Origin of the sequence: Amycolatopsis sp. NPDC051903, assembly GCF_044452505.1 — a bacterium.
Lineage (GTDB): Bacteria > Actinomycetota > Actinomycetes > Mycobacteriales > Pseudonocardiaceae > Amycolatopsis.
On sequence record NZ_JBITBT010000007.1, the window covers coordinates 25,648 to 44,488 of the forward strand.

At 72.3% G+C, this 18,841-nt stretch carries 18 protein-coding genes; 9 read left to right on the forward strand and 9 right to left on the reverse strand.

Features of this window, described 5'->3' with window-relative positions; genetic code table 11:
• Positions 1-9: 9 nt before the first annotated feature.
• Positions 10-933 carry an ABC transporter ATP-binding protein gene (locus ACIA77_RS18295; protein WP_395887064.1) on the reverse strand — a complete coding sequence of 308 codons (924 nt, stop codon included), beginning with the start codon at positions 931-933 and terminating at the stop codon, positions 10-12.
• A gap of 148 nt (positions 934-1,081) precedes the next feature.
• On the opposite strand from ACIA77_RS18295, the gene ACIA77_RS18300 reads away from it, so the two are divergent.
• From ACIA77_RS18300 to ACIA77_RS18320, 5 genes are all read left to right on the forward strand, one after another.
• Positions 1,082-2,293, forward strand: coding sequence for a PucR family transcriptional regulator (locus tag ACIA77_RS18300; protein ID WP_395887065.1), 1,212 nt, complete (start codon positions 1,082-1,084; stop codon positions 2,291-2,293).
• Positions 2,294-2,624: 331 nt separating this feature from the next.
• Positions 2,625-3,548 (forward strand): ACP S-malonyltransferase, encoded by a 924-nt coding sequence (locus tag ACIA77_RS18305; protein WP_395887066.1) that lies wholly within the window; start codon positions 2,625-2,627, stop codon positions 3,546-3,548.
• Entirely contained in the window at positions 3,545-4,528 is a 984-nt protein-coding gene (locus tag ACIA77_RS18310; protein WP_395887067.1) for a beta-ketoacyl-ACP synthase 3, read from the forward strand. Before ACIA77_RS18305 ends, ACIA77_RS18310 begins: the two co-directional genes overlap by 4 nt.
• Positions 4,529-4,599: 71 nt before the next feature.
• A complete protein-coding gene (locus ACIA77_RS18315) occupies positions 4,600-4,845 on the forward strand; it encodes an acyl carrier protein (RefSeq protein ID WP_004559006.1) in 246 nt (81 codons plus the stop codon).
• Positions 4,846-4,903: 58 nt separating this feature from the next.
• On the forward strand, positions 4,904-6,154 hold the full coding sequence (locus ACIA77_RS18320; RefSeq protein WP_395887068.1) for a beta-ketoacyl-[acyl-carrier-protein] synthase family protein: 1,251 nt from the start codon (positions 4,904-4,906) through the stop codon (positions 6,152-6,154).
• A 72-nt stretch (positions 6,155-6,226) separates the two neighbouring features.
• On the opposite strand, the gene ACIA77_RS18325 is transcribed toward ACIA77_RS18320, so the two are convergent.
• Together ACIA77_RS18325 and ACIA77_RS18330 are read right to left on the reverse strand one after the other, a co-directional pair.
• The gene (locus ACIA77_RS18325) at positions 6,227-6,820 is read right to left on the reverse strand and encodes a hypothetical protein (protein ID WP_395887069.1); all 594 of its coding nucleotides are present in this window, start codon (positions 6,818-6,820) and stop codon (positions 6,227-6,229) included.
• Between the two features lie 31 nt (positions 6,821-6,851).
• Positions 6,852-7,355 carry a DUF3145 domain-containing protein gene (locus ACIA77_RS18330; RefSeq protein WP_395887070.1) on the reverse strand — a complete coding sequence of 168 codons (504 nt, stop codon included), beginning with the start codon at positions 7,353-7,355 and terminating at the stop codon, positions 6,852-6,854.
• Between the two features lie 275 nt (positions 7,356-7,630).
• Here ACIA77_RS18330 and ACIA77_RS18335 point away from each other — a divergent pair, with 275 nt between their 5' ends.
• Positions 7,631-9,742: a hypothetical protein gene (locus ACIA77_RS18335; RefSeq protein WP_395887071.1), complete on the forward strand. Its 2,112-nt coding sequence runs from the start codon at positions 7,631-7,633 to the stop codon at positions 9,740-9,742.
• Positions 9,743-9,785: 43 nt separating this feature from the next.
• On the opposite strand, the gene ACIA77_RS18340 is transcribed toward ACIA77_RS18335, so the two are convergent.
• Positions 9,786-11,192, reverse strand: coding sequence for a dihydrolipoyl dehydrogenase family protein (locus ACIA77_RS18340; protein WP_395887072.1), 1,407 nt, complete (start codon positions 11,190-11,192; stop codon positions 9,786-9,788).
• Between the two features lie 146 nt (positions 11,193-11,338).
• Between ACIA77_RS18340 and ACIA77_RS18345 the strand changes: the two genes are divergently transcribed.
• On the forward strand, positions 11,339-12,043 hold the full coding sequence (locus ACIA77_RS18345) for a histone-like nucleoid-structuring protein Lsr2 (protein ID WP_395887073.1): 705 nt from the start codon (positions 11,339-11,341) through the stop codon (positions 12,041-12,043).
• A 57-nt stretch (positions 12,044-12,100) separates the two neighbouring features.
• On the opposite strand, the gene ACIA77_RS18350 is transcribed toward ACIA77_RS18345, so the two are convergent.
• From ACIA77_RS18350 to ACIA77_RS18370, 5 genes are all read right to left on the reverse strand, one after another.
• Positions 12,101-12,832 (reverse strand): biotin/lipoate A/B protein ligase family protein, encoded by a 732-nt coding sequence (locus tag ACIA77_RS18350; RefSeq protein WP_395887074.1) that lies wholly within the window; start codon positions 12,830-12,832, stop codon positions 12,101-12,103.
• Positions 12,829-14,217: an NAD(P)(+) transhydrogenase (Re/Si-specific) subunit beta gene (locus ACIA77_RS18355; RefSeq protein ID WP_395887075.1), complete on the reverse strand. Its 1,389-nt coding sequence runs from the start codon at positions 14,215-14,217 to the stop codon at positions 12,829-12,831. Before ACIA77_RS18355 ends, ACIA77_RS18350 begins: the two co-directional genes overlap by 4 nt.
• On the reverse strand, positions 14,214-14,522 hold the full coding sequence (locus tag ACIA77_RS18360) for an NAD(P) transhydrogenase subunit alpha (protein WP_395887332.1): 309 nt from the start codon (positions 14,520-14,522) through the stop codon (positions 14,214-14,216). The genes ACIA77_RS18355 and ACIA77_RS18360 overlap by 4 nt, the downstream gene beginning before the upstream one ends.
• Positions 14,523-14,524: 2 nt before the next feature.
• Entirely contained in the window at positions 14,525-15,631 is a 1,107-nt protein-coding gene (locus ACIA77_RS18365) for a Re/Si-specific NAD(P)(+) transhydrogenase subunit alpha (protein WP_395887076.1), read from the reverse strand.
• Positions 15,632-15,781: 150 nt separating this feature from the next.
• A complete protein-coding gene (locus tag ACIA77_RS18370) occupies positions 15,782-16,465 on the reverse strand; it encodes a TetR family transcriptional regulator (RefSeq protein ID WP_395887077.1) in 684 nt (227 codons plus the stop codon).
• Between the two features lie 93 nt (positions 16,466-16,558).
• Between ACIA77_RS18370 and ACIA77_RS18375 the strand changes: the two genes are divergently transcribed.
• Both ACIA77_RS18375 and ACIA77_RS18380 read left to right on the forward strand, forming a co-directional pair.
• On the forward strand, positions 16,559-17,635 hold the full coding sequence (locus ACIA77_RS18375; protein WP_395887078.1) for a ferredoxin reductase: 1,077 nt from the start codon (positions 16,559-16,561) through the stop codon (positions 17,633-17,635).
• Positions 17,636-17,718: 83 nt separating this feature from the next.
• Positions 17,719-18,834, forward strand: coding sequence for a fatty acid desaturase family protein (locus ACIA77_RS18380; RefSeq protein ID WP_395887079.1), 1,116 nt, complete (start codon positions 17,719-17,721; stop codon positions 18,832-18,834).
• Positions 18,835-18,841: the final 7 nt, after the last annotated feature.

Consider the following 18,841-nt stretch of genomic DNA (forward strand, 5'->3'; position numbering starts at 1 on the left):
CGGGCGCGCTCACGCCGCCTCCTTCTGCTGGTGGTTCTCGGTCACGACGGAGCGGAACAGCTCGGTCAGCGACGGGAACTTCCGCGCGAACTCGTGCACCGGCCCGGTCGCCAGCGCCGCGCGCAGCACGGCCTGGTCGTCGGCGCCGTCGCTCAGCTCGAGCTCGGTGACCGAACCCTCGCGGCCGAGCACGGCGACGCCCGGCAGCCCCGCGGCCCAGTCGTCACCGGCCTTCGGCGCGTCGACGAGCAGCCGCACGGACCCGCCGGCGCGCAGGTCCTCGACGGTGCCCAGCGCCTCCATCCGTCCACTCCGGACGATGCCGACGCGGTCGCACAGGCGCTCCACCAGGTCCAGCTGGTGGCTGGAGAACACCACGGGCACGCCTTCGGCCGCCTTCTCCTTGAGCACCTTGCTCATCACGTCGACCGCCACCGGGTCGAGCCCGGAGAACGGTTCGTCCAGCACGAGGATGCGCGGCTCGTGCACCAGCGCGGCCGCCAGCTGCACGCGCTGCTGGTTGCCGAGGCTGAGCTTCTCCACCTCGTCGCCGCGGCGCCCGGCCACGCCGAGGCGTTCGGTCCAGCGCTCGGTCGACGCCTGCGCGTCGGCCGCCGACATGCCGTGCAACCGGGCGAGGTAGGTGAGCTGCTCGCCCACCTTCATCTTCGGGTACAAACCACGCTCTTCCGGCATGTACCCGATGTGCCGCCGCGTTTCGTGCGTGATGGGCGAACCCGCGAAGCGGACTTCGCCCGAGTCCGCGCTCAGCACCCCGAGCGCGATGCGCATCGTGGTGGTCTTGCCGGCGCCGTTGCTGCCGACGAAGCCGAAGAGCTCGCCCGGCCGCACGTCGAAAGTCATCTTTTCCAGCGCCACGACGGTGCCGTAGCGTTTGGAGATCGCGTCGATCTCCAGTCCGGGCTCTGGCATTCGCCCTTTCCCCCTTGATGTCGGATTCGGTGACGTACATCACCGGTTACGGATCGTAGAGAGCCCCGGTCACGGTTCCTAGCCTCCCCGGTTGCGTGTCCGCCGCCGAAAGTTGCCGATCGAATGTCCACGTAGGATCGCGTCCGAAATGGCTGAGACGACGGGGCGCCGGGTCCCCAAGCACCACGGGTTGTCCGCGAAGACGCTGCGCTCGCTCGAGCACGCCTCCGGGCGGCTCGCGAGCGCGAGCGTCGCGGTGATGGAGCGCAGGCTCGTGTGGTTCGGGCGGCTGCCCGCCGACCAGCGCGCGAGCGTGCTGCTGATCACCCAGGCGGGGGCCGCCGGGTTCGTCTCCTGGCTGCGGGATTCGAAGGAAGCCCTGAAGCTCACGACGGAAGCGTTCCGCGACGCGCCGGCCGAGCTGTCGCGGTGGATCAGCCTGCGCCAGGCCGTGGGCATGGTGCGGCTCGCGATCGAGGTGTTCGAGGAGCAGCTGCCGGAGTTCGCCGCCAACGAGGCCGAGCGCGCCGCACTGATCGAGGGAATCCTGCGCTACGGCAGGGAGATCGCGTTCGCCGCGGCCAACTCGTACGCGGCGGCGGCCGAGGCGCGCGGCGCGTGGGACGCGCGGCTCGAAGCGCTCGTCGTCGACGGCATCGTGCGCGGCGACGCGGAAGAGGCGGTGCTCTCGCGCGCGGCCGCACTGGGCTGGGACCCCGCGGCGGCCGCGACGGTGATCGTCGGCAACCCGCCTTCGGAAGACCCGCCGACGGTGGTGTTCGAGGTCCGCAGCCGCGCCGCCCGCGTCGGCCGCCCCGTGCTGCTGTCGGTGCAGGGCTCGCGGCTCGTGATCGTCATCGGCGGCCCGACCGACGGCGGGGTGAAGGAACGCGAATCGCTCTCGCGCATGTCCGCCGTGTTCGCCGACGGGCCCGTGGTCGCCGGCCCGACCGTGCCGTCGCTGGCCGAGGCGCACCACAGCGCCGCCGAAGCGCTGTCCGGCCTGCGCGCGGTGGTCGCCTGGCCCGGCGCGCCCCGCCCCGTCCGCTCCGACGACCTGCTGCCCGAACGCGCCCTCTCCGGCGACCCCGAAGCCGAGCGCCTGCTGGTCGACCTCGTCGCGCGCCCGCTGGAGGAAGCGGGTCCGGCGCTGCAGCGCACGGTCGAGACCTACCTCGAAACCGGCGGTGTGCTGGAGCGCTGCGCGCAGACGCTCTTCGTGCACCCCAACACGGTTCGCTACCGCCTCCGCAAAGCGGCCGAGCTGACCGGCCGCAACCCGACCGAACCGCGCGACGCCTTCGTGCTCCGCACCGCCCTCACGGTCGGCCGGCTGGCCCGGGCGCGCGGCTTGTGGTGAGCGGGCAGCGGACTGACGAGCGGGCTCGGCGCGCGGCGCACCACGTCGCCGTGCCAGGTCAGTCCGCACCCGCGACGCCCGTCGCCGGTACCGGATCCGCGCGTCGCGGCCAAGATCGCCCCGCCGGGCGCGCCGCTCGCGGTGACCGGGTGGCGCACCGGCCCGGCTCGTGACAGACTTCACGGCGAGCGATGGTTGAATCCCACAAGGCATCTGGGTTAAGGGCGAGAATCCACCGCACGTCTTTGGAGGTTTCCTCCAATAACCCCGCGCGGACTTGGTGACCGCCCGCATCTGCTGGAGCATCGCCGCCCGTGGTGTCATAGACACCGTGACAGCAGCAGTCCTCTCCCCCGGCCAGGGCTCACAGGCCCCCGGCATGCTCTCCCCGTGGCTCGAGTCCGACGGTGCGCGCGAGCGTGTCGAGGAGTGGTCCGCGCGCGCGGGCCTCGACCTCGTCCGCCTCGGCACGGAAGGCGACGCCGAGGAGATCCAGGACACCGCGGTCGCGCAGCCGCTGATCGTCGCGCTCTCGCTGCTCTCGTTCGAGCGCCTGCAGCAGGTCGCGCCGGTCGCGGACGACGCGCCGGTGGCCGGCCACTCCGTCGGCGAACTCGCCGCCGCCGCGATCGCCGGGGTGCTGCCGGCGGCCGACGCCGTGGCGCTGGCCGCGGTGCGCGGCGCCGAGATGGCGAAGGCCTGCGCGCTGGAACCGACGTCGATGGCCGCCGTGATGCTCGGCGACCCCGGCGAGGTCGTCGCGTGGCTCGAGGAGCGGGGCCTGGCCGCCGCCAACCGCAACGGAGCCGGCCAGATCGTCGCCTCGGGCGCGGCCGACGCCATCGCGAAGATCGTCGCCGAACCCCTGGAGGGCACGAAGATCCGTGCGCTCAAGGTCGCCGGAGCCTTCCACACGCCGTACATGGCGCCCGCGGAAGCCTCCCTTCGCGAGCACGCCGCCGGCCTCACCCCGGCCGACCCCACGCGCCCGCTGCTGTCGAACGCCGACGGCGCCGTCGTCACGAGCGGCGCCGAGTACCTCGAGCGAATGCTGGCCCAGGTCACCCGCCCGGTGCGCTGGGACCTGACCATGGACGGCCTCGTCTCGCTCGGCGTGACCAGCACGATCGAACTCGCGCCCGCGGGCACGCTGACCGGCCTGGTCAAGCGGCAGCTCAAGGGTGTCGTCACCACAACCACCGCGCTGAAGACGCCGGACGAGCTGGCGAAGCTGCGCGAGGAGGACGCCCAGTGACCGACCGCCCCAGCCTGCGTCTCACGCAGGGCCCGAGCAGCACCCGCATCCTCGGTGTCGGCAGCCACCAGCCGGAGCGGGTCGTGACCAACGACGACCTGTCCGAGCTCATGGACACCAACGACCAGTGGATCCGCGAGCGCGTGGGCATCATCGAGCGCCGCTTCGGCAACAAGGACGAGCTGCTGGTCGACTTCGCCGTCGCCGCCGGCGAAGCGGCGATGGCCGACGCCGGCGTCGAACCGTCCGAAGTGGACACCGTCATCCTGCCGAACTGCACGATGCCCTCGCCGATCCCCAACGCGGCCGGCCAGGTCGCCGCGCGGCTCGGCATCCCGAGCCCCGGCGCCTTCGACCTCAACGCCGCGTGCGCCGGCTTCTGCTACGGCCTCGGCGTGGCCTCGGACTTGATCCGCGCCGGTTCCGCGAAGAACGTGCTCGTGATCGGCGCCGAGAAGCTCACCGACGTCGTCGACCCGACCGACCGCGCCAACGCGATCATCTTCGCCGACGGCGCGGGCGCCGCGGTGGTCGGCGGGGCCGACGAACCGGGCATCGGCCCGGTGGTGTGGGGTAGCGCGGGCGACCTCGTGGACCTCATCTACATGCGCGACCACCAGTACATCCACCAGGAGGGCCAGTCGGTCTTCCGGTGGGCGACCACGCAGATCGCGCCGATCGCGATGCGCGCGCTGGAAGCCGCGGGCCTGCAGCCGTCCGATGTGGACGTGCTGATCCCGCACCAGGCCAACCTGCGCATCGTCGAGTCGATCGCCAAGAAGCTGCGGGCGGCCGGCGCGCGCGAAGACATGGCGGTGGCCGACGACATCAAGTATTCGGGCAACACTTCGTCGGCGTCGGTCCCCTTGGCGCTGGACCACATGCGCAAGGCGGGCACCGCGAAGCCGGGCGACGTGGTGCTGGCGATCGGCTTCGGCGCCGGGCTGTCGTATGCCGGGCAGGCGTTCGTCTGCCCCTGATGGATACTTCCCTCGCGAGCGCCGTGCTCGCGAGGTGGACCTGAAGAAGAACCGAGAAGGGAACAACTCCAATGGCTGACAACGCTGAGATCCTCGCCGGCCTCGCCGAAATCGTCGAAGAGGTGGCCGGTGTGGCTCAGGACGACGTCACCGCCGAGAAGTCGTTCGTGGACGACCTGGACATCGACTCGCTGTCGATGGTCGAGATCGCCGTGCAGGCCGAGGACAAGTTCGGCGTCAAGATCCCGGACGACGAGCTCGCCAACCTGAAGACCGTGGGCGACGCGGTGAACTACGTGTCCGCCAACTCGAAGTAAGTCCTCTTCGTATCCGGGCCGGGTGCGCCCGGTCCGGAGCAACCTTGGGGAGACTCCCATGAGCAACATCGACGTCGTGATCACCGGGATGGGGGCGACCACGCCCCTCGGCGGGGACGTCGCGTCCACCTGGGACGGTCTGCTGGCGGGCCGCAGCGGGGTGCGCAAGATCGACGCGGAGTGGGTCGCGGAACTCGGCCTGCCCGTGCAGATCGGTGCGACGCTCGCGGTCGAGCCGACCGAGGTCCTGCCGCGCGTGCAGGCGCGCCGGCTGGACCGGTGCGAGCAGGTGGCGATCATCGCCGCCCGGCAGGCCTGGGCCGACGCCGGGTTCACCGAGCAGACCGACGAGCACACCGACGTCGAGCCGGAACGGCTGGGCGTGTCGATCGGCACCGGCATCGGCGGGCCGGTCACGCTGCTCAGCCAGAACGACCTGTTGCACGAGCAGGGGCTCCGCAAGGTGTCGCCGCTCACCGTGCCGATGCTGATGCCCAACGGGCCCGCGGCGCACGTGAGCATCGACCTGAAGGCGCGGGCGGGGGTGCACTCCCCGGCTTCGGCGTGCGCCTCCGGCGCCGAGGGCATCGCCACCGGGTACGAGATGATCCGGTCCGGGCGGGCCGACGTCGTCGTCGCCGGCGGCACCGAGGCCTGCATCCACCCGATCACCCTCGCGGGCTTCGCCCAGGCGCGCACGGTGTCGACCCGCAACGACGACCCGGGGGCCGCGTCCCGGCCGTTCGACGTCAGCCGCGACGGCTTCGTGCTCGGCGAGGGCGCCGGGGTGGTCGTGCTGGAGCGGGCCGACCTCGCCAAGGCCCGCGGCGCGCGGATCTACGCGACGCTCGCCGGCTACGGCATCACGTCCGACGCTTACCACATCACGGGCAACCACCCGGAGGGCATCGGGCAGATCGCGGCCATGCGCGCGGCCATGACGATGGCGGGGCTGTCCCCTTCGGACATCGGTCACGTCAACGCGCACGCGACGTCCACTGTGGTCGGTGACATCGGCGAGGCCGCGGCGATCCGCAACGCGGTCGGCGACCACCCCGTGGTCACCGCGCCGAAGGGCGCGCTCGGCCACCTCGTCGGCGGCGCCGGCGCGGTGGAGGGCATCGCCACGATCCTCTCGCTCTACGAGGGTGTCGTGCCCGCGACGCTGAACCTGACCGACCTCGACCCGAAGGTGCAGCTCGACGTCGTGTCGGGCGAGAACCGCAAGGTCGAGCTCACCGCGGCGATCAGCAACTCGTTCGGCTTCGGCGGGCACAACACCGCCCTGCTGTTCACGCCGGCCGCCTGACCGGTTCCGTTCGACGACCAGGGCCCCTCCCGCGGCGGGAGGGGCCCTGGTCCGTGTCCGGGGACCGGTGCGTCAGCAGCGGTCGTGCTCGGGCGAGGCGCCCGACTGGATGGCGTCGATCTTGTAGCCGCCGCGTTCGTAGACCATCGGCAGCACCAGGCGCCAGCGGATGCACTTGTACTGGAAGTCGGGCGGCGCCTCGTCGAGCGACTGCGTGCTGTTGAAGCCGACGAGCACGCGCAACGAGGTGCCGGCGCCGGGTTCGATGCGGTACAGGAGGATGCTGCCGTCCTTCGTGGACACGAAGCCCTTGCGCCACTTGTCCTCGGGATAGGCCTTCAGGCGACCTTCGGAGACCGACTGGGCCCACTGGTCGTAGTCGTGGTTGTTCACGCCGTCGAAGTACATCTGCAGCACCTGGCGCACGACGTCGTCCTGCGGGTGCCGCGCGGCGTCCTCGGTGACCTCGACCTGACCGGGCCCCGGCTGGTCGCCCGAGCTGACCGACGTCGTCGGGGTCGACGCGACCGGATCGTCCGGCGGCGCCGCGGGACGGCGGTACAGCTCGCGCGCGAGCAGGCCACTGCCCACGGTCACGGACAAGACCACGACGAGCACAGGTACCAACCACCGCTGACGAGCGGGCGCGGGCGGACGGGCGGTCACCCCCGAGAGGGTACTCACCCGGCCGGGGAGCTCAGCCGACCTGGTGCAACCAGGTGACCGGAGCGCCGTCGCCGGCGTGGCGGTAGGGCTCGAGCGCCTCGTCCCAGCTCGCCGCGAGCAGCTCGTCGAGCTTGTGCGCCAGCGACTCCCCGCCGCGGGTCATGCTCACGAGCGCGCGCAGCTGGTCTTCGCCCACCACGAGGTCACCGTTGGCACTCGTGCGGCCGTGCCAGAGGCCGAGGCCGGGCGCGAAGCAGAAGCGCTCGCCGTCGACTCCGGCGCTGGGTTCTTCGGTGACTTCGAAGCGCAGCATCGGCCAGGCCTTGAGCGCGGCGGCCAGCTTGCCGCCGGTGCCGGCGGGCGCGCGCCAGCCGCACTCGGCACGCAGCTGTCCGGGACTGGCGGGCTGCGCCGTCCACTTCAGCTCGACTCGGGCCCCGAGGGTGCCCGAAATCGCCCACTCGACGTGCGGGCACACCGCAGACGGCGACGAGTGGACGTACACCACACCTCGGGTGTTGCCACGGGTGCTCACTGCTGACCTCCGCTTGCTCGACGAGGGACGTCTTCCCCTACGACCTCTCGAGCTGCTTCGGCTGTGGGCTTCCGTACCACTTCCCCGACGTGCCGCTTCCCGATCTGTGTAGCACATTCTGCACCCCAACTGTGCCGTTTGGCCACACGAACACCACAAGTCGCGCGGGAACCCCCTTTAGGAGGGAGGCTCGCCGACGCGTCCGCGCTTAGCACGGATCTCGGCCACCGGCGCGCTAGCGTGTGCCCCGGAACGGTCGAGGTGAGGAGGGTTCGGTGCGACTGGTCCGCCTCGGGCAGCAGCCGTCGCGCGTCGCCGAAGACGTGCGCGCGGCTCTGGCGTCCCTCGGCCGCGGCAGCACCGTCATCGGCGGCGTCGCGCTGGTCGGCGCGCGGCCGGCGGGTGACGACCGGGCCGTGGAGGCCGTGGTGGTGCTGCCCAAGGGCGTGCTCATCGTGATCGGCGTCGACCTGCCCGATCCGGCCCTGCGCCTCGAAGCGCCGCTCAGCGGCCCGTGGAAGGCCGACGGCTGGCCGCTCGTCCACGGCGACGACGCGATCAACCCCGCCACGGAGGCGCTGGACCTGTCGCAGGACTGCGAGCGCCGCATCGCCGAACTGGCGCCCGGTTCGGGCCCGGTGGGCACGATCGTCGCGGTCGGGCCGTACGTCGAAACCGTCGACCAGCCGCCCGCCGACCTCGCCGGGCCGGTCCGGGTGCTCCACCCCACGCCGACCGCGATGCTCGCCGCCACGGTGTCCCTCGCGACGGCCCGCAGCCCTCGCTCGCTCGACCAGGCGCGCGCCCTGATCTCGGCGCTGGCCCCCGACGCGCCGGCGCTACCCGATGACGTCCTGGTGGGCGAAGGTTTCGTGCGCTACACGGACGATCCGCCCGTGCCGGTCGCCGCACCGGTGCCGGCGCGGGTGCAGAAACCGGCCGTCCCGGCTCCTGGTGCTTCCACGGCTGGTCCGGCTGTGAAACGCCCCGCCATCACGTCGGTTCCGCCACCGCCGCCGGTCATCCCGACGGTGGTCCCGGTGCCGCACGTCGCCGACACACCCCCGGAGTCAGCCGACCCGCCGCAGGCCGCCCCAGCAGCTGAGTCCACTTCGGCCGCTTCCCCGGCCGCCTCGGACGCACTCGGCGACGCCCCCACCGAGTCCACGGCGCCTCCGCCCGGCCCCGGCGCGGCTCCGTCCACTTCGGCCGATCCGCAGCTCCCCGACGAACCGGACACCCCGCTCGACGCGGCCGCGACCGAGAAGATGGCGGCGCCGAAGCAGGAACCGGTCACCACACCGCGCCGGGTCCCCGGCCCCCGCCCGGCACCGGCCGCGACGGCGCCGAAAGCCATGCCGGTGGCGAGCCGCCCCGGCGCTTCTGCAGGACCCGCACCGGCGGCGAAACCGGCAACGCCGGTGTTCCCCGCCGCGGCGAGCGCGGGCAAGGCCCCGGCTCCCGCACAGAACCGGGCACCCGCGAGCACTGCCGCGCCGGTGGTCGGCACCACCGGCGCGGGCGCCGCGGCCGTGGACCGGACCAGCGCACCGGTCACGCCGGGGCGCGGCGCACCGCGTCCGGGCGCGGCTCCCGGCGGAGCGCCGAGGACCGGTGCCCCGGCGGGGCCGGTGGGCCCCGGCGCGACCCGCACTTCCGCCACCGCGACCGCCGCGCCGCGGCAGGCGGTGACCTCGGCGCCGTCGTCGGCGGGGTCGAGGGAGGTGGCCGCCGGGGCGGTGCCGCAGGCGGCGGAGAAGTCGTCGAAGACCGTGCGGTGGGTGCCGGTGGCGGCGATCGGGTTGCTGGCGGTGCTGCTGGTCACCGCCATCGTCGTGGCGGCGACGGGCGGGAGTGGCGGCGGCGAGGCCGCGCCTGCGCCGAGCCAGCGTGCCAGTGCGCCGGCGGCCCCACCGGTGGCGAGCAGCGGTGCGCCGGCGAGCAGCGCGGCGCCGAGCCTGTCGTTCGAGCCGCGGGCGAGCAGCGCGGACCAGCGGTGCGCGTCGCACGCGTTCGGGGACGTGCAGGCCAGTCTGCAGCAGACCAGCTGCTCCGCGGTGCGCCGCGCGAGCTACACGGCGCTGGTCGACGGGCGCCCGGCCGCGGTGACCATCGCCGTGGTCGAGTTCCCCGACGCGGCGCAGGCCACGCACTTCAAGCAGGTCGCCGACACACCGGGCGGCGGTGGGATCCTCGACGTCGCCACGGAGACCGGCAAGTGGTCCGGTCCGCCGCCGCAGTTCGACAGCGCCGCGTACGCCAGCAAGATCGACGGCACCGGGGTGCGGCTCGTGCAGGTGGTGTGGCAGACGGGTCCGTCCACACCGGACGACCCCGGCCTCACCCGCGCCGCGCAGGGCGCGCTCGCGCTCACGATGCCGTCCTGAAGGTCCTGAAGGGCGGGTCCCCGCGGGGACCCGCCCGGCGGAACTACAGCCCGTAGGCCTCGAGCAGCCGCAGCCAGACCTCGCTGATCGTCGGGAACGACGGCACGGCGTGCCACAGCCGGTCCAGCGGGACCTCGCCGACCACGGCGATCGTCGCGGAGTGCAGCAGTTCGGCCACGTCCGGTCCGACGAAGGTCACGCCCAGCACCACCCCGCGCTCGGTGTCGACGACCATGCGGGCCTTGCCGGTGTAGCCGTCGGCGTGCAGCGCCGAGCCGGCGACCGCGATGTCGATGTCCACGACGCGGTCAGCGGAACCCTCCCGAGCCTCGGTGAGGCCGACCGACGCGACCTCCGGGTCGGTGAAGATGACCTGCGGCACCGCGTGGTGGTCGGCGGTCGCGCTGTACTTGCTCCACGGCCCGGTCGGGACGTCCTCACCGCGGCCGCGCGCGGCGACAGCGTCCCCGGCCACGCGGGCGGCGTACTTGCCCTGGTGCGTCAGCAGGGCGCGTCCGGTCACGTCACCCGCGGCGTACAGCCACCCACCGTCCACGGCGGACACCCGCCCGCTCTCGTCGACCTCGAGCGGGCCGCTGGTGGGCAGGCCGAGCACGTCGAGCCCGACGTCGCCCGTGGCCGGCGCGCGGCCCGTCGCGACGAGCAGTTCGTCGACCGCCAGCTCCTCACCGCCGGTGAGCTGCAGCGTCGCCCCGCCGTCCACAGCGGACACCTTCTCGATGCCCGAGCCGGTGTGCACCGTCACCCCGGCGGCCCGCAGGCCCTCCAGTACGAGCTCACCCGCGAACTCCGGCAGCCGCGGCAGCGGGCGCTCACCGGTGATGATCAGGTGCACCTGAGAACCCAGCGTGGCCCACGCCTGCGCCATCTCCACCCCGACGACACCACCGCCGAGCACCGCGAGGCGCCCGGGCACGGCCGTCGCCGAAGTGGCTTCCCGCGAACCCCACGGCTTGATCGTGTCGAGCCCCGGGATCGCCGGGGTGCGCGGCACGCTGCCGGTGCACACGATCACGGCGTGGCGTGCGGTGAGCACGCGCCCGTCTTCGAGCGTCACTTCCCGCTCACCGGAGAGCCGGCCGTGGCCGCGGATCGGCTCGACGCCGACCCCCCGCGCCCAGCCCACCTGGCCGTGGTCCTGGCCTTCGGCGTCACCCCGGCCGACGAACCAGTCGCGGCGGGCGAGCACCTTCTCCGGGTCGAGCGCGTCGCCGATCGGCACGCCCGGAATCCGCTTGGCCGCGGCGAGGAGGTTCCCGGGGCGCAGCAACGCCTTGCTGGGGACGCACGCCCAGTACGAGCACTCACCGCCGAACAACTCGTGCTCGATGAGCGCCACCTTGAACCCACCCTTGGCGGCGCGTTCTGCGGCGACCTCACCGACGGGGCCGGCTCCGATCACCACGACGTCGAAAGTCTGTCCTGACATGACTTCAGCGCACACCACCGCGCGGCTTCACGCAAGCCAGCCGATATCGTGTTCCGCAAGCTGCAAGAACCGGCGACACCGGGTGATCGGGTCGTCGCCGTGCCGATTGCGCGCACAACCACGATCGAGCACGGGAGGCTGCCGCCTTGGCCAAGAACACCGCTGTCCACGTCCTGGACGATCTGACCGCCGAGGCGGCGGCCGAGACGGTGGGCTTCGGCCTCGACGGTGTCGACTACGACATCGACCTGTCGCGGCGAAACGCCGCCGCACTGCGGGAAATCTTCGACCGCTACGTGCGCCACGGCCGCCGCACGGGAGGCCGCAAACAGCGGCCACGCCTGGTCACGGGTGCGAAAAGCGCCGCCCAGGAAGAGGAAAAGCCCGCCAAGCGCACGGCCGCGGCGGCGAAAACCACGACCCGCGCGGCGAAGCGGGCCGAACCGGGCGCGAAGCCCGCGCGGGGCAAGAAGGTTCAGGCCACCCCGGACGCCGCGTCCGCCAAGGCTCCCGCGGTGAAGACCACCACGGCCAAGGCGGCCGCCGGTGGGAAACGCGCCGCGGTGAAAGCCAAGGCCGGCACCGCGAAAGCACCCGGAGCGAAGCCCGCTGCCACGGCGAAGACCAAAGCCACGGTGAAAGCGGCCGAGGCGAAGGCCCCGGCCGCCAAGAAGCCTGCGGCCAAGATCACGTCGGTGAAAGCGGCCGAACCCCAAGCCGGCGCCCGGAAACCGCCGGCCGCGAAGGCCGCGGAACCGAAAACCGCGGCGACGGAAGCCCCGGAGCCCAAGAGCACACCCCGCCGCGCGGCGCGGAAAGTGCCGGCCGTCACGTTCTCCTCGAGCGAGTAAGCCCCGGCCGCGCGAACTCGGCACCACCGCGCCGAAGCACGAACGCCCGCGCCGGCCTCAGTCGCGGCGTTGTCTTCCGTCCGCGTGCCATTCGGCGTAGTGGTAGCGCGTGTGCAGCAACGTCGCTCGGCGCGCGAGTTCGGCGTCCGTCGGCGGGCGCGGGACGAGCGTGCCGAGCAAACTGCCGGCCGCCGCGCGCACCACGGACTCCACCTCGCCTTCGGCCGGGTGCACGCCGTGGTCGGACAGCGACGCGACCTTGCTGCGGTGCGAATCGAGCGGTTTCGGGTCCGGCGGCGGGGCCGTGAGGTACGCGCCGACGCGCGCCGCGTCCGTGTCGATGAGCAGGGTCGAGTGCGCGAGCAGCCCGCTCTTGGTCCGGAACACCGCGAAACCGCACAGCTTCGCGTCGCCGACGAACAGGCCGCGTTCGCCCAGGCGCGGTGGCAGGCCGAGCTTTTCGACGGCCGCGGACATCACGAGACCGAGCATCTCGAGCGGTTTGTCCGCGGGGCCGGGCAGGACGAGCGTCACGTTCAGGTTGCCCGGGTCGTGGAACACCGTGCCGCCGCCGCTGGCCCGGCGCAGCACCGGCACGCCGTCGCGCGCGCACTCGGCGACGCGCACTTCGCGCGCGATCTTCTGGCCGCGGCCGACGACCACGCTCACGGGGTTGCGCCACAGCCAGAGCACCGGAGCGGCCGGTCCCTCGCGCAGCAGCGCCTCGTCGAACGCCAGGTTGCCGGCCGGATCGCTGAACTGTGCGCGCACGTCCGACCCGGTGTTCACAGCGTTTTGAGCTCCTCCACGATCTCGCCCACCGACGACTTCGCGTCCCCGAAGAGCATGCTGGTCTTGGGATCGTAGAACAGCTCGTTGTCGATGCCCGCGAAGCCCGAGTTCATCGAGCGCTTGAGCACGATCACCGAGCGGCTGTCGTTGACCTTCAGGATCGGCATGCCGTAGATCGGCGAGCCCGGATCCGTCTGCGCGGCGGGGTTGGTGACGTCGTTGGCGCCGATCACGAGCGCGACGTCGGTCTGGGCGAACTCGGAGTTGATCTCGTCCATCTCGCGCAGCTGCTCGTAGGGCACATCGGCCTCGGCGAGCAGCACGTTCATGTGCCCCGGCATGCGCCCGGCGACCGGGTGGATGGCGTAGGCGACGTCGATCCCCTTGGCCTCCAGCAGTTTCGCCATCTCGCGCACGGTGTGCTGCGCCTGCGCCACGGCCATGCCGTAGCCGGGCACGACCACGACCTTGTTCGCGTAGGCCATCTGGATCGCCGTGTCGGCCGCGCTCGTGCTGCGCACCGGCCGCGCCTCCTTCGCCCCGCTCCCCGCCGTCACGGCGGTGGCGCCGCCGAACCCGCCGGCCACGATCGCCGGGATCGAACGGTTCATCGCCTTCGCCATGAGGTTCGTGAGGATCGAACCGGACGCGCCGACGATCATCCCGGCCACGATCAGCGCCGTGTTGCTCAGCGCGAGGCCCATCGCGGCCGCGGAGAGCCCGGTGAACGCGTTCAGCAGCGAGATCACCACCGGCATGTCGGCGCCGCCGATCGGCAGCACCACGGTGATCCCGAGGAGCGCGGCGGCCAGCAGCAGGCCGATCATCAGCACTTCCGCGTCGCCGCCGAGGAGGATGAGCACGGCGCACGCGACGGCGATCAGCAGGAGCAGCAGGTTCGCCGGCTGCTGCAGCTTCCCGAGCGTCACGGGCCGTCCGGGGATGAGCTCCTGCAGCTTGCCGAACGCGATGCCCGAGCCCCAGAACGAGATCGACCCGATGAGCGCGGCGAACAGCGACGCGATGCCGACGTACAGCGGTTCGGCCCCGTAGCCGTCGGTGCTGCGGAACTCGACCCACGCGATGAGGGCGACGGCGCCGCCGCCGACGCCGTTGAACAGCGCCACCATCTGCGGCATCGCCGTCATCTTGACCTTGCGCGCGGCCGGCACGCCGACGAGCGCGCCGAGCACGACGCCCAGGATGATCAGCAGCCAGCTGCCCATGCCCGGCGTGAGCAGCGTCGCGACGATCGCGATGCCCATGCCCGTGGCGGCGATCCAGTTGCCCCGCACCGCCGTGCGCGGCCCGGTGAGCCCCATCAGGCCGTAGATGAACAGGGCGAACGCGACGATGTAGAGGACGGCGATGAGCTGCGTCACCGGTCCGCCTCCTCGCCCTCGCCCGGCTCGGGTTTCTTGCCCTTGAACATCCCGAGCATCCGGTCGGTCACGAGGAAACCGCCGACGACGTTGATCGTGCCGAAGGCGATGGCGATCACGAGCAGGACCTTGTTCAGCACACCGTCGACGCCGAGGCCCAGCACGATCAGCCCGCCCAGCAGCACGATGCCGTGGATCGCGTTCGTACCGGACATCAGCGGCGTGTGCAGGGTGTTGGGGACCTTCGAGATCACCGCGAAGCCCACGAACCCCGCGAGCACGAGCACGGCCAGGTTCTCCACCAGGGTCACGACGCGCTCCCTTCCCGCCCGGCCACGCAGGCACCGGCGACGACCTCGTCGGAGAAGTCGAGGGCCAGCTCGCCCTCGGCGGTCACGAGCAGTTCCAGCAGTTCGGTGACGTTGCGGGCGTACAGCTCGCTCGCGTGCCCCGGCATGCCGGCGGGCAGGTTGAGCGGGGCGCTGATCGTCACGTCGAACGCGACGACGTCCTCCCCCGGCTTGCTCAGCTCGCAGTTGCCGCCGGTCTCGCCGGCGAGGTCGACGACGACGCCGCCGGCGGGCATGCCCTTCACCGCGTCCACCGTGACCAGCGTCGGAGCCTTGCGCCCGGGCACGAGCGCGGTGGTGACGACGACGTCGAACCTCGTGATCGCCTCGGTGAGCCGGCGCTGCTGCTCGGTGCGCTCCTGCTCGGTCAGCTCCCGCGCGTACCCGCCCTCGCCGACGGCCTCGATACCCAGGTCGAGGAACTTCGCGCCGAGCGAGCGCACCTGCTCCCCCACCTCGGGCCGCACGTCGTAGCCGGTGGTCTGGGCGCCGAGCCGCTTGGCCGTGGCGAGCGCCTGCAGGCCCGCGACGCCGGCGCCGAGCACCAGCACCTTCGCGGGTGGCACGGTGCCGGCCGCCGTCGTCAACATGGGGAAGAACCGCGGCAGCTTCTCCGCCGCGAGCAGCACCGCGCGGTAGCCCGCGACACTGCTCTGCGACGACAGCGCGTCCATCGCCTGCGCGCGCGAGATCCGCGGAACCGCTTCCACGGCGAAGGCCTTGACGCCCGCCTTCTCCAGTGCCTCGACGCCCGCCGGATTTCCGCGGGGGTCGAGGAAGCCGATCAGGACCGTGCCGGGTTTCAGCTTCGCGACCTCGTCGGGCGTGGGCGGGGCGACCTTGAGCACCACGTCGGCCGACCACGCGTCGCCGACTTCCGCGCCCGCCTCGACGTAGGCCTCGTCGGCGAGCTGCGCGCCGGCGCCCGCACCCGGTTCCAGCAGCACTCGCAGGCCGCGTTGCGCCAGCCGCCCGACGAGCTTCGGCACCATCGCCACCCGCCGCTCGCCCGGCCGCGATTCCGCGACCACCCCGACCACCGGCCGGGTTCCGTTCTCCGCCACGCGACCTCCTCGTCATTGAGGGTCGGCTGAGGATCACCGTTGCTGCGGTTCTACCACGCGAGCCCGGCCGGGCCCGGCTGCGCGAGCCGCGTTTGCGCCGGTGCGTCGGGTTCCTCCGCTGGTGGGGACCGGAATTTCACCGGCGGGCCGCTACGCCGACGGCCGCCAGTGCGGCACGCCGGCGAGGATCATCCGCAACCGTTTGCGGGCCTGGCCGAGCACGCGTTCGTCGGCTTCGCGGTCGCCCTGGCGCACCTCCAGGAGGTCGACGACCGTGGCGAGCATGCTCGTGACGATGAGGTCGGCGAGCGTGTGGAGGTCTTCGGTCGGCCACCGCCGGAGCGGGTCGAAGCGCGCCAGGTCGATGGCGAGGTCGCTGGAGAACAGCCGCAGCTCCACGCCGATGGCGCGGGCGACCGGGCCGGCGCCGGCGTAGCGCTCGCGCGTGACGAACCGGAAGTGGTCCTCGTGGGCGCGCACGTGTTCGTACAGCGTGCGCACCGACGCGTCGATGACGTCGAGGTGTCCCCCGGGCTCGGTGCGCGCCGAGCGGACGAGGTCCCGCAGCGTGCGCGTGGTCTCTTCCACGAGCGCGATCCCGAGCTCGTCCATCGAGGTGAAGTGCCGGTAGAACGCCGTGGGCACGATGCCGGCGCGCTTGGTGACCTCGCGCAGCGACAGGCTGCCGAACCCGCCGTCGGCCAGCAGCTCCAGCGCGGCGTCGAGCAGCGCCTGCCGTGTGCGCTGCTTGCGCTCCTGCCGGCTCACCGGACCGGCCGGCACCTCCCCTGCGGACACAGCCGGCAGCGTACTGAGGCCTTCGGCATGGTCCACGTCACATCACCTCGCTCCCGAATTGACAGGCCGGGGGTCCGTCCCGCCACACTGTCGAGTGTACAAGCGTTCACTGAAACTTGCGGAGGAGCCATGACGACCCTGCTGCCGCGCGGCTTGCGCGAGCTCGGCGAGGCCCTGCTGACCCCGCACGGCGCGGACCGCTACCTGGAGCTGCTCGACCCGATGCTGGTCCGGCGCGAGATCCGCGGCCGGGTCACGAGCGTGCGGCACCAGTCTCCGGACACGGTGACGTTCACCGTGCGGCCGAGCCGCGCGTGGCGGGGGTTCGAGGCCGGCCAGTACGTGCGGCTGACGGTGGAGATCGACGGCGTCCGCCGGACCCGCTGCTACTCGCCGTGCGGCCCGGCGGGTGGCGATCTGGAGTTCACGGTGAAGGCCGATCCGCAGGGCCTGGTGTCGCGGCACCTGCACGCGAAGGCGAAGCCCGGCGCGGTTTTCGGGCTGTCGGCGGCCGACGGCGGGTTCACGCTGCCCTCGCCCCGACCGGAGCGGATCCTGCTGATCAGCGGCGGCAGCGGCATCACGCCGGTACTCGCGATGGCGCGCCGGCTCGTCGCCGAAGGCCACCGCGGCGAGGTCGCGTTCCTGCACTACTCGAACACCGCTGCCGACGCGCTCTACCGCGACGAACTGGCGGCGCTCGCCGCGCGGCACCCCGGCTTCCGGGTCGTGCACGCGCACACCCACGGCCGCGGCGGTGACCTGCACGGCTTCTTCTCGAAGCAGCACCTGGCGCAGGCCGCGCCGTGGTTCCGCGACGCCGAGACCTTCCTCTGCGGCCCGAAGCCGCTGATGGACTCGGCGCGGGAAGTGTTCGGCAGCGAAGGACTCGGTGAACGACTGCACACCGAAGAGTTCACCGCGCCGCCGCTCACCTTCGACACCGCGGCCGCCGAGGGCACGGTGCGGTTCGCGCGCAGCGGCCGCGAGTGCGCCAACTCGGGCAAGCCGCTGCTGGAGCAGGCCGAGGACGCGGGCCTGACGCCGGAGCACGGGTGCCGGATGGGCATCTGCTTCTCGTGCACCCAGGTCAAGACCGCCGGGCGCGTGCGCAACGCCCGCACCGGCGAGATCTCCGGCGAGGAAGGCGAAGAGATCCAGCTCTGCATCAACGTCCCGGTCGGGGACGTGGAGATCAACGCCTGAGCGGCGTTGTGAGCACACGATGCCCGCCCGCTCGCCACGCCGATCGGGTGCGGGTATCCCGCACGAACACAGGAGGGACGACCGTGACCGGTTTGCAGGACCGCCTGACGCCCGAGCAGGTCGAGGAGTTCGGCCGCGAGCTCGACGCGCTGCGCCAGCGCGTCGTGGACGACCTGGGTGAGGCCGACGTCGAATACATCCGCACGATCATCAAGACGCAGCGCGGGCTGGAGGTCGCCGGGCGCGGGCTGCTGTTCGCCGGGTTCCTGCCGCCGGCCTGGGTCGCGGGCGTCGCGGCGCTGTCGCTGGCCAAGATCCTGGACAACATGGAGATCGGCCACAACGTGATGCACGGCCAGTACGACTGGACCCGCATCCCGGAGCTGAGCTCGCAGCGCTTCGAGTGGGACACCGTGGCGCCGGCCGAGAACTGGCGGCACTCGCACAACTACATCCACCACACGTTCACGAACATCCTCGACAAGGACCGCGACATCGGTTATGGCATCCTGCGGATGGACGTGGGCCAGAAGTGGCACCCGTACTACCTCGGCAACCCGGTGTACGCGACGCTGCTGGCCCTGCTGTTCCAGTGGGGCGTGATGCTGCACGACCTGGAGGTCGACCGGGTCGTCAAGGGCGAGCGGACGTGGGCCGAGAACGTGCCGGTGCTGCGCAAGATCGTGCGCAAAGCCGGGCGGCAGATCGGCAAGGACTACGTGCTTTTCCCGCTGCTGACGGGGCCGCTCGCGCCGCTGACGCTGCTGGGCAACGCGAGCGCCAACCTCGTGCGCAACCTGTGGGCGTTCGCGATCATCTTCTGCGGCCACTTCCCCGCCGACGTGGAGAGCTTCACCGAGGAGGAGACGGCGGAGGAATCGCGCGGCCAGTGGTACCTGCGCCAGATCCTCGGCTCGGCGAACATCACGGGCAGCCCGCTGTTCCACGTCCTGAGCGGGAACCTCTCGCACCAGATCGAGCACCACCTGTTCCCGGACATCCCGGCCCGCCGCTACCCGCAGATCGCGGCCGAGGTGCGGGAGATCTGCGAGCGCTACGGCCTGCCCTACCACACCGGCCCCCTGCGCAAGCAGCTGTGGTCCGTGGCGAAGAAGATCGTGAAGCTCGCGCTTCCCGGCACGCCCGGGCGGCCCCCGGGCGCTACCGTGGATCCCGACCGGCAACTCCGAGCAGCCTAGGAACTCT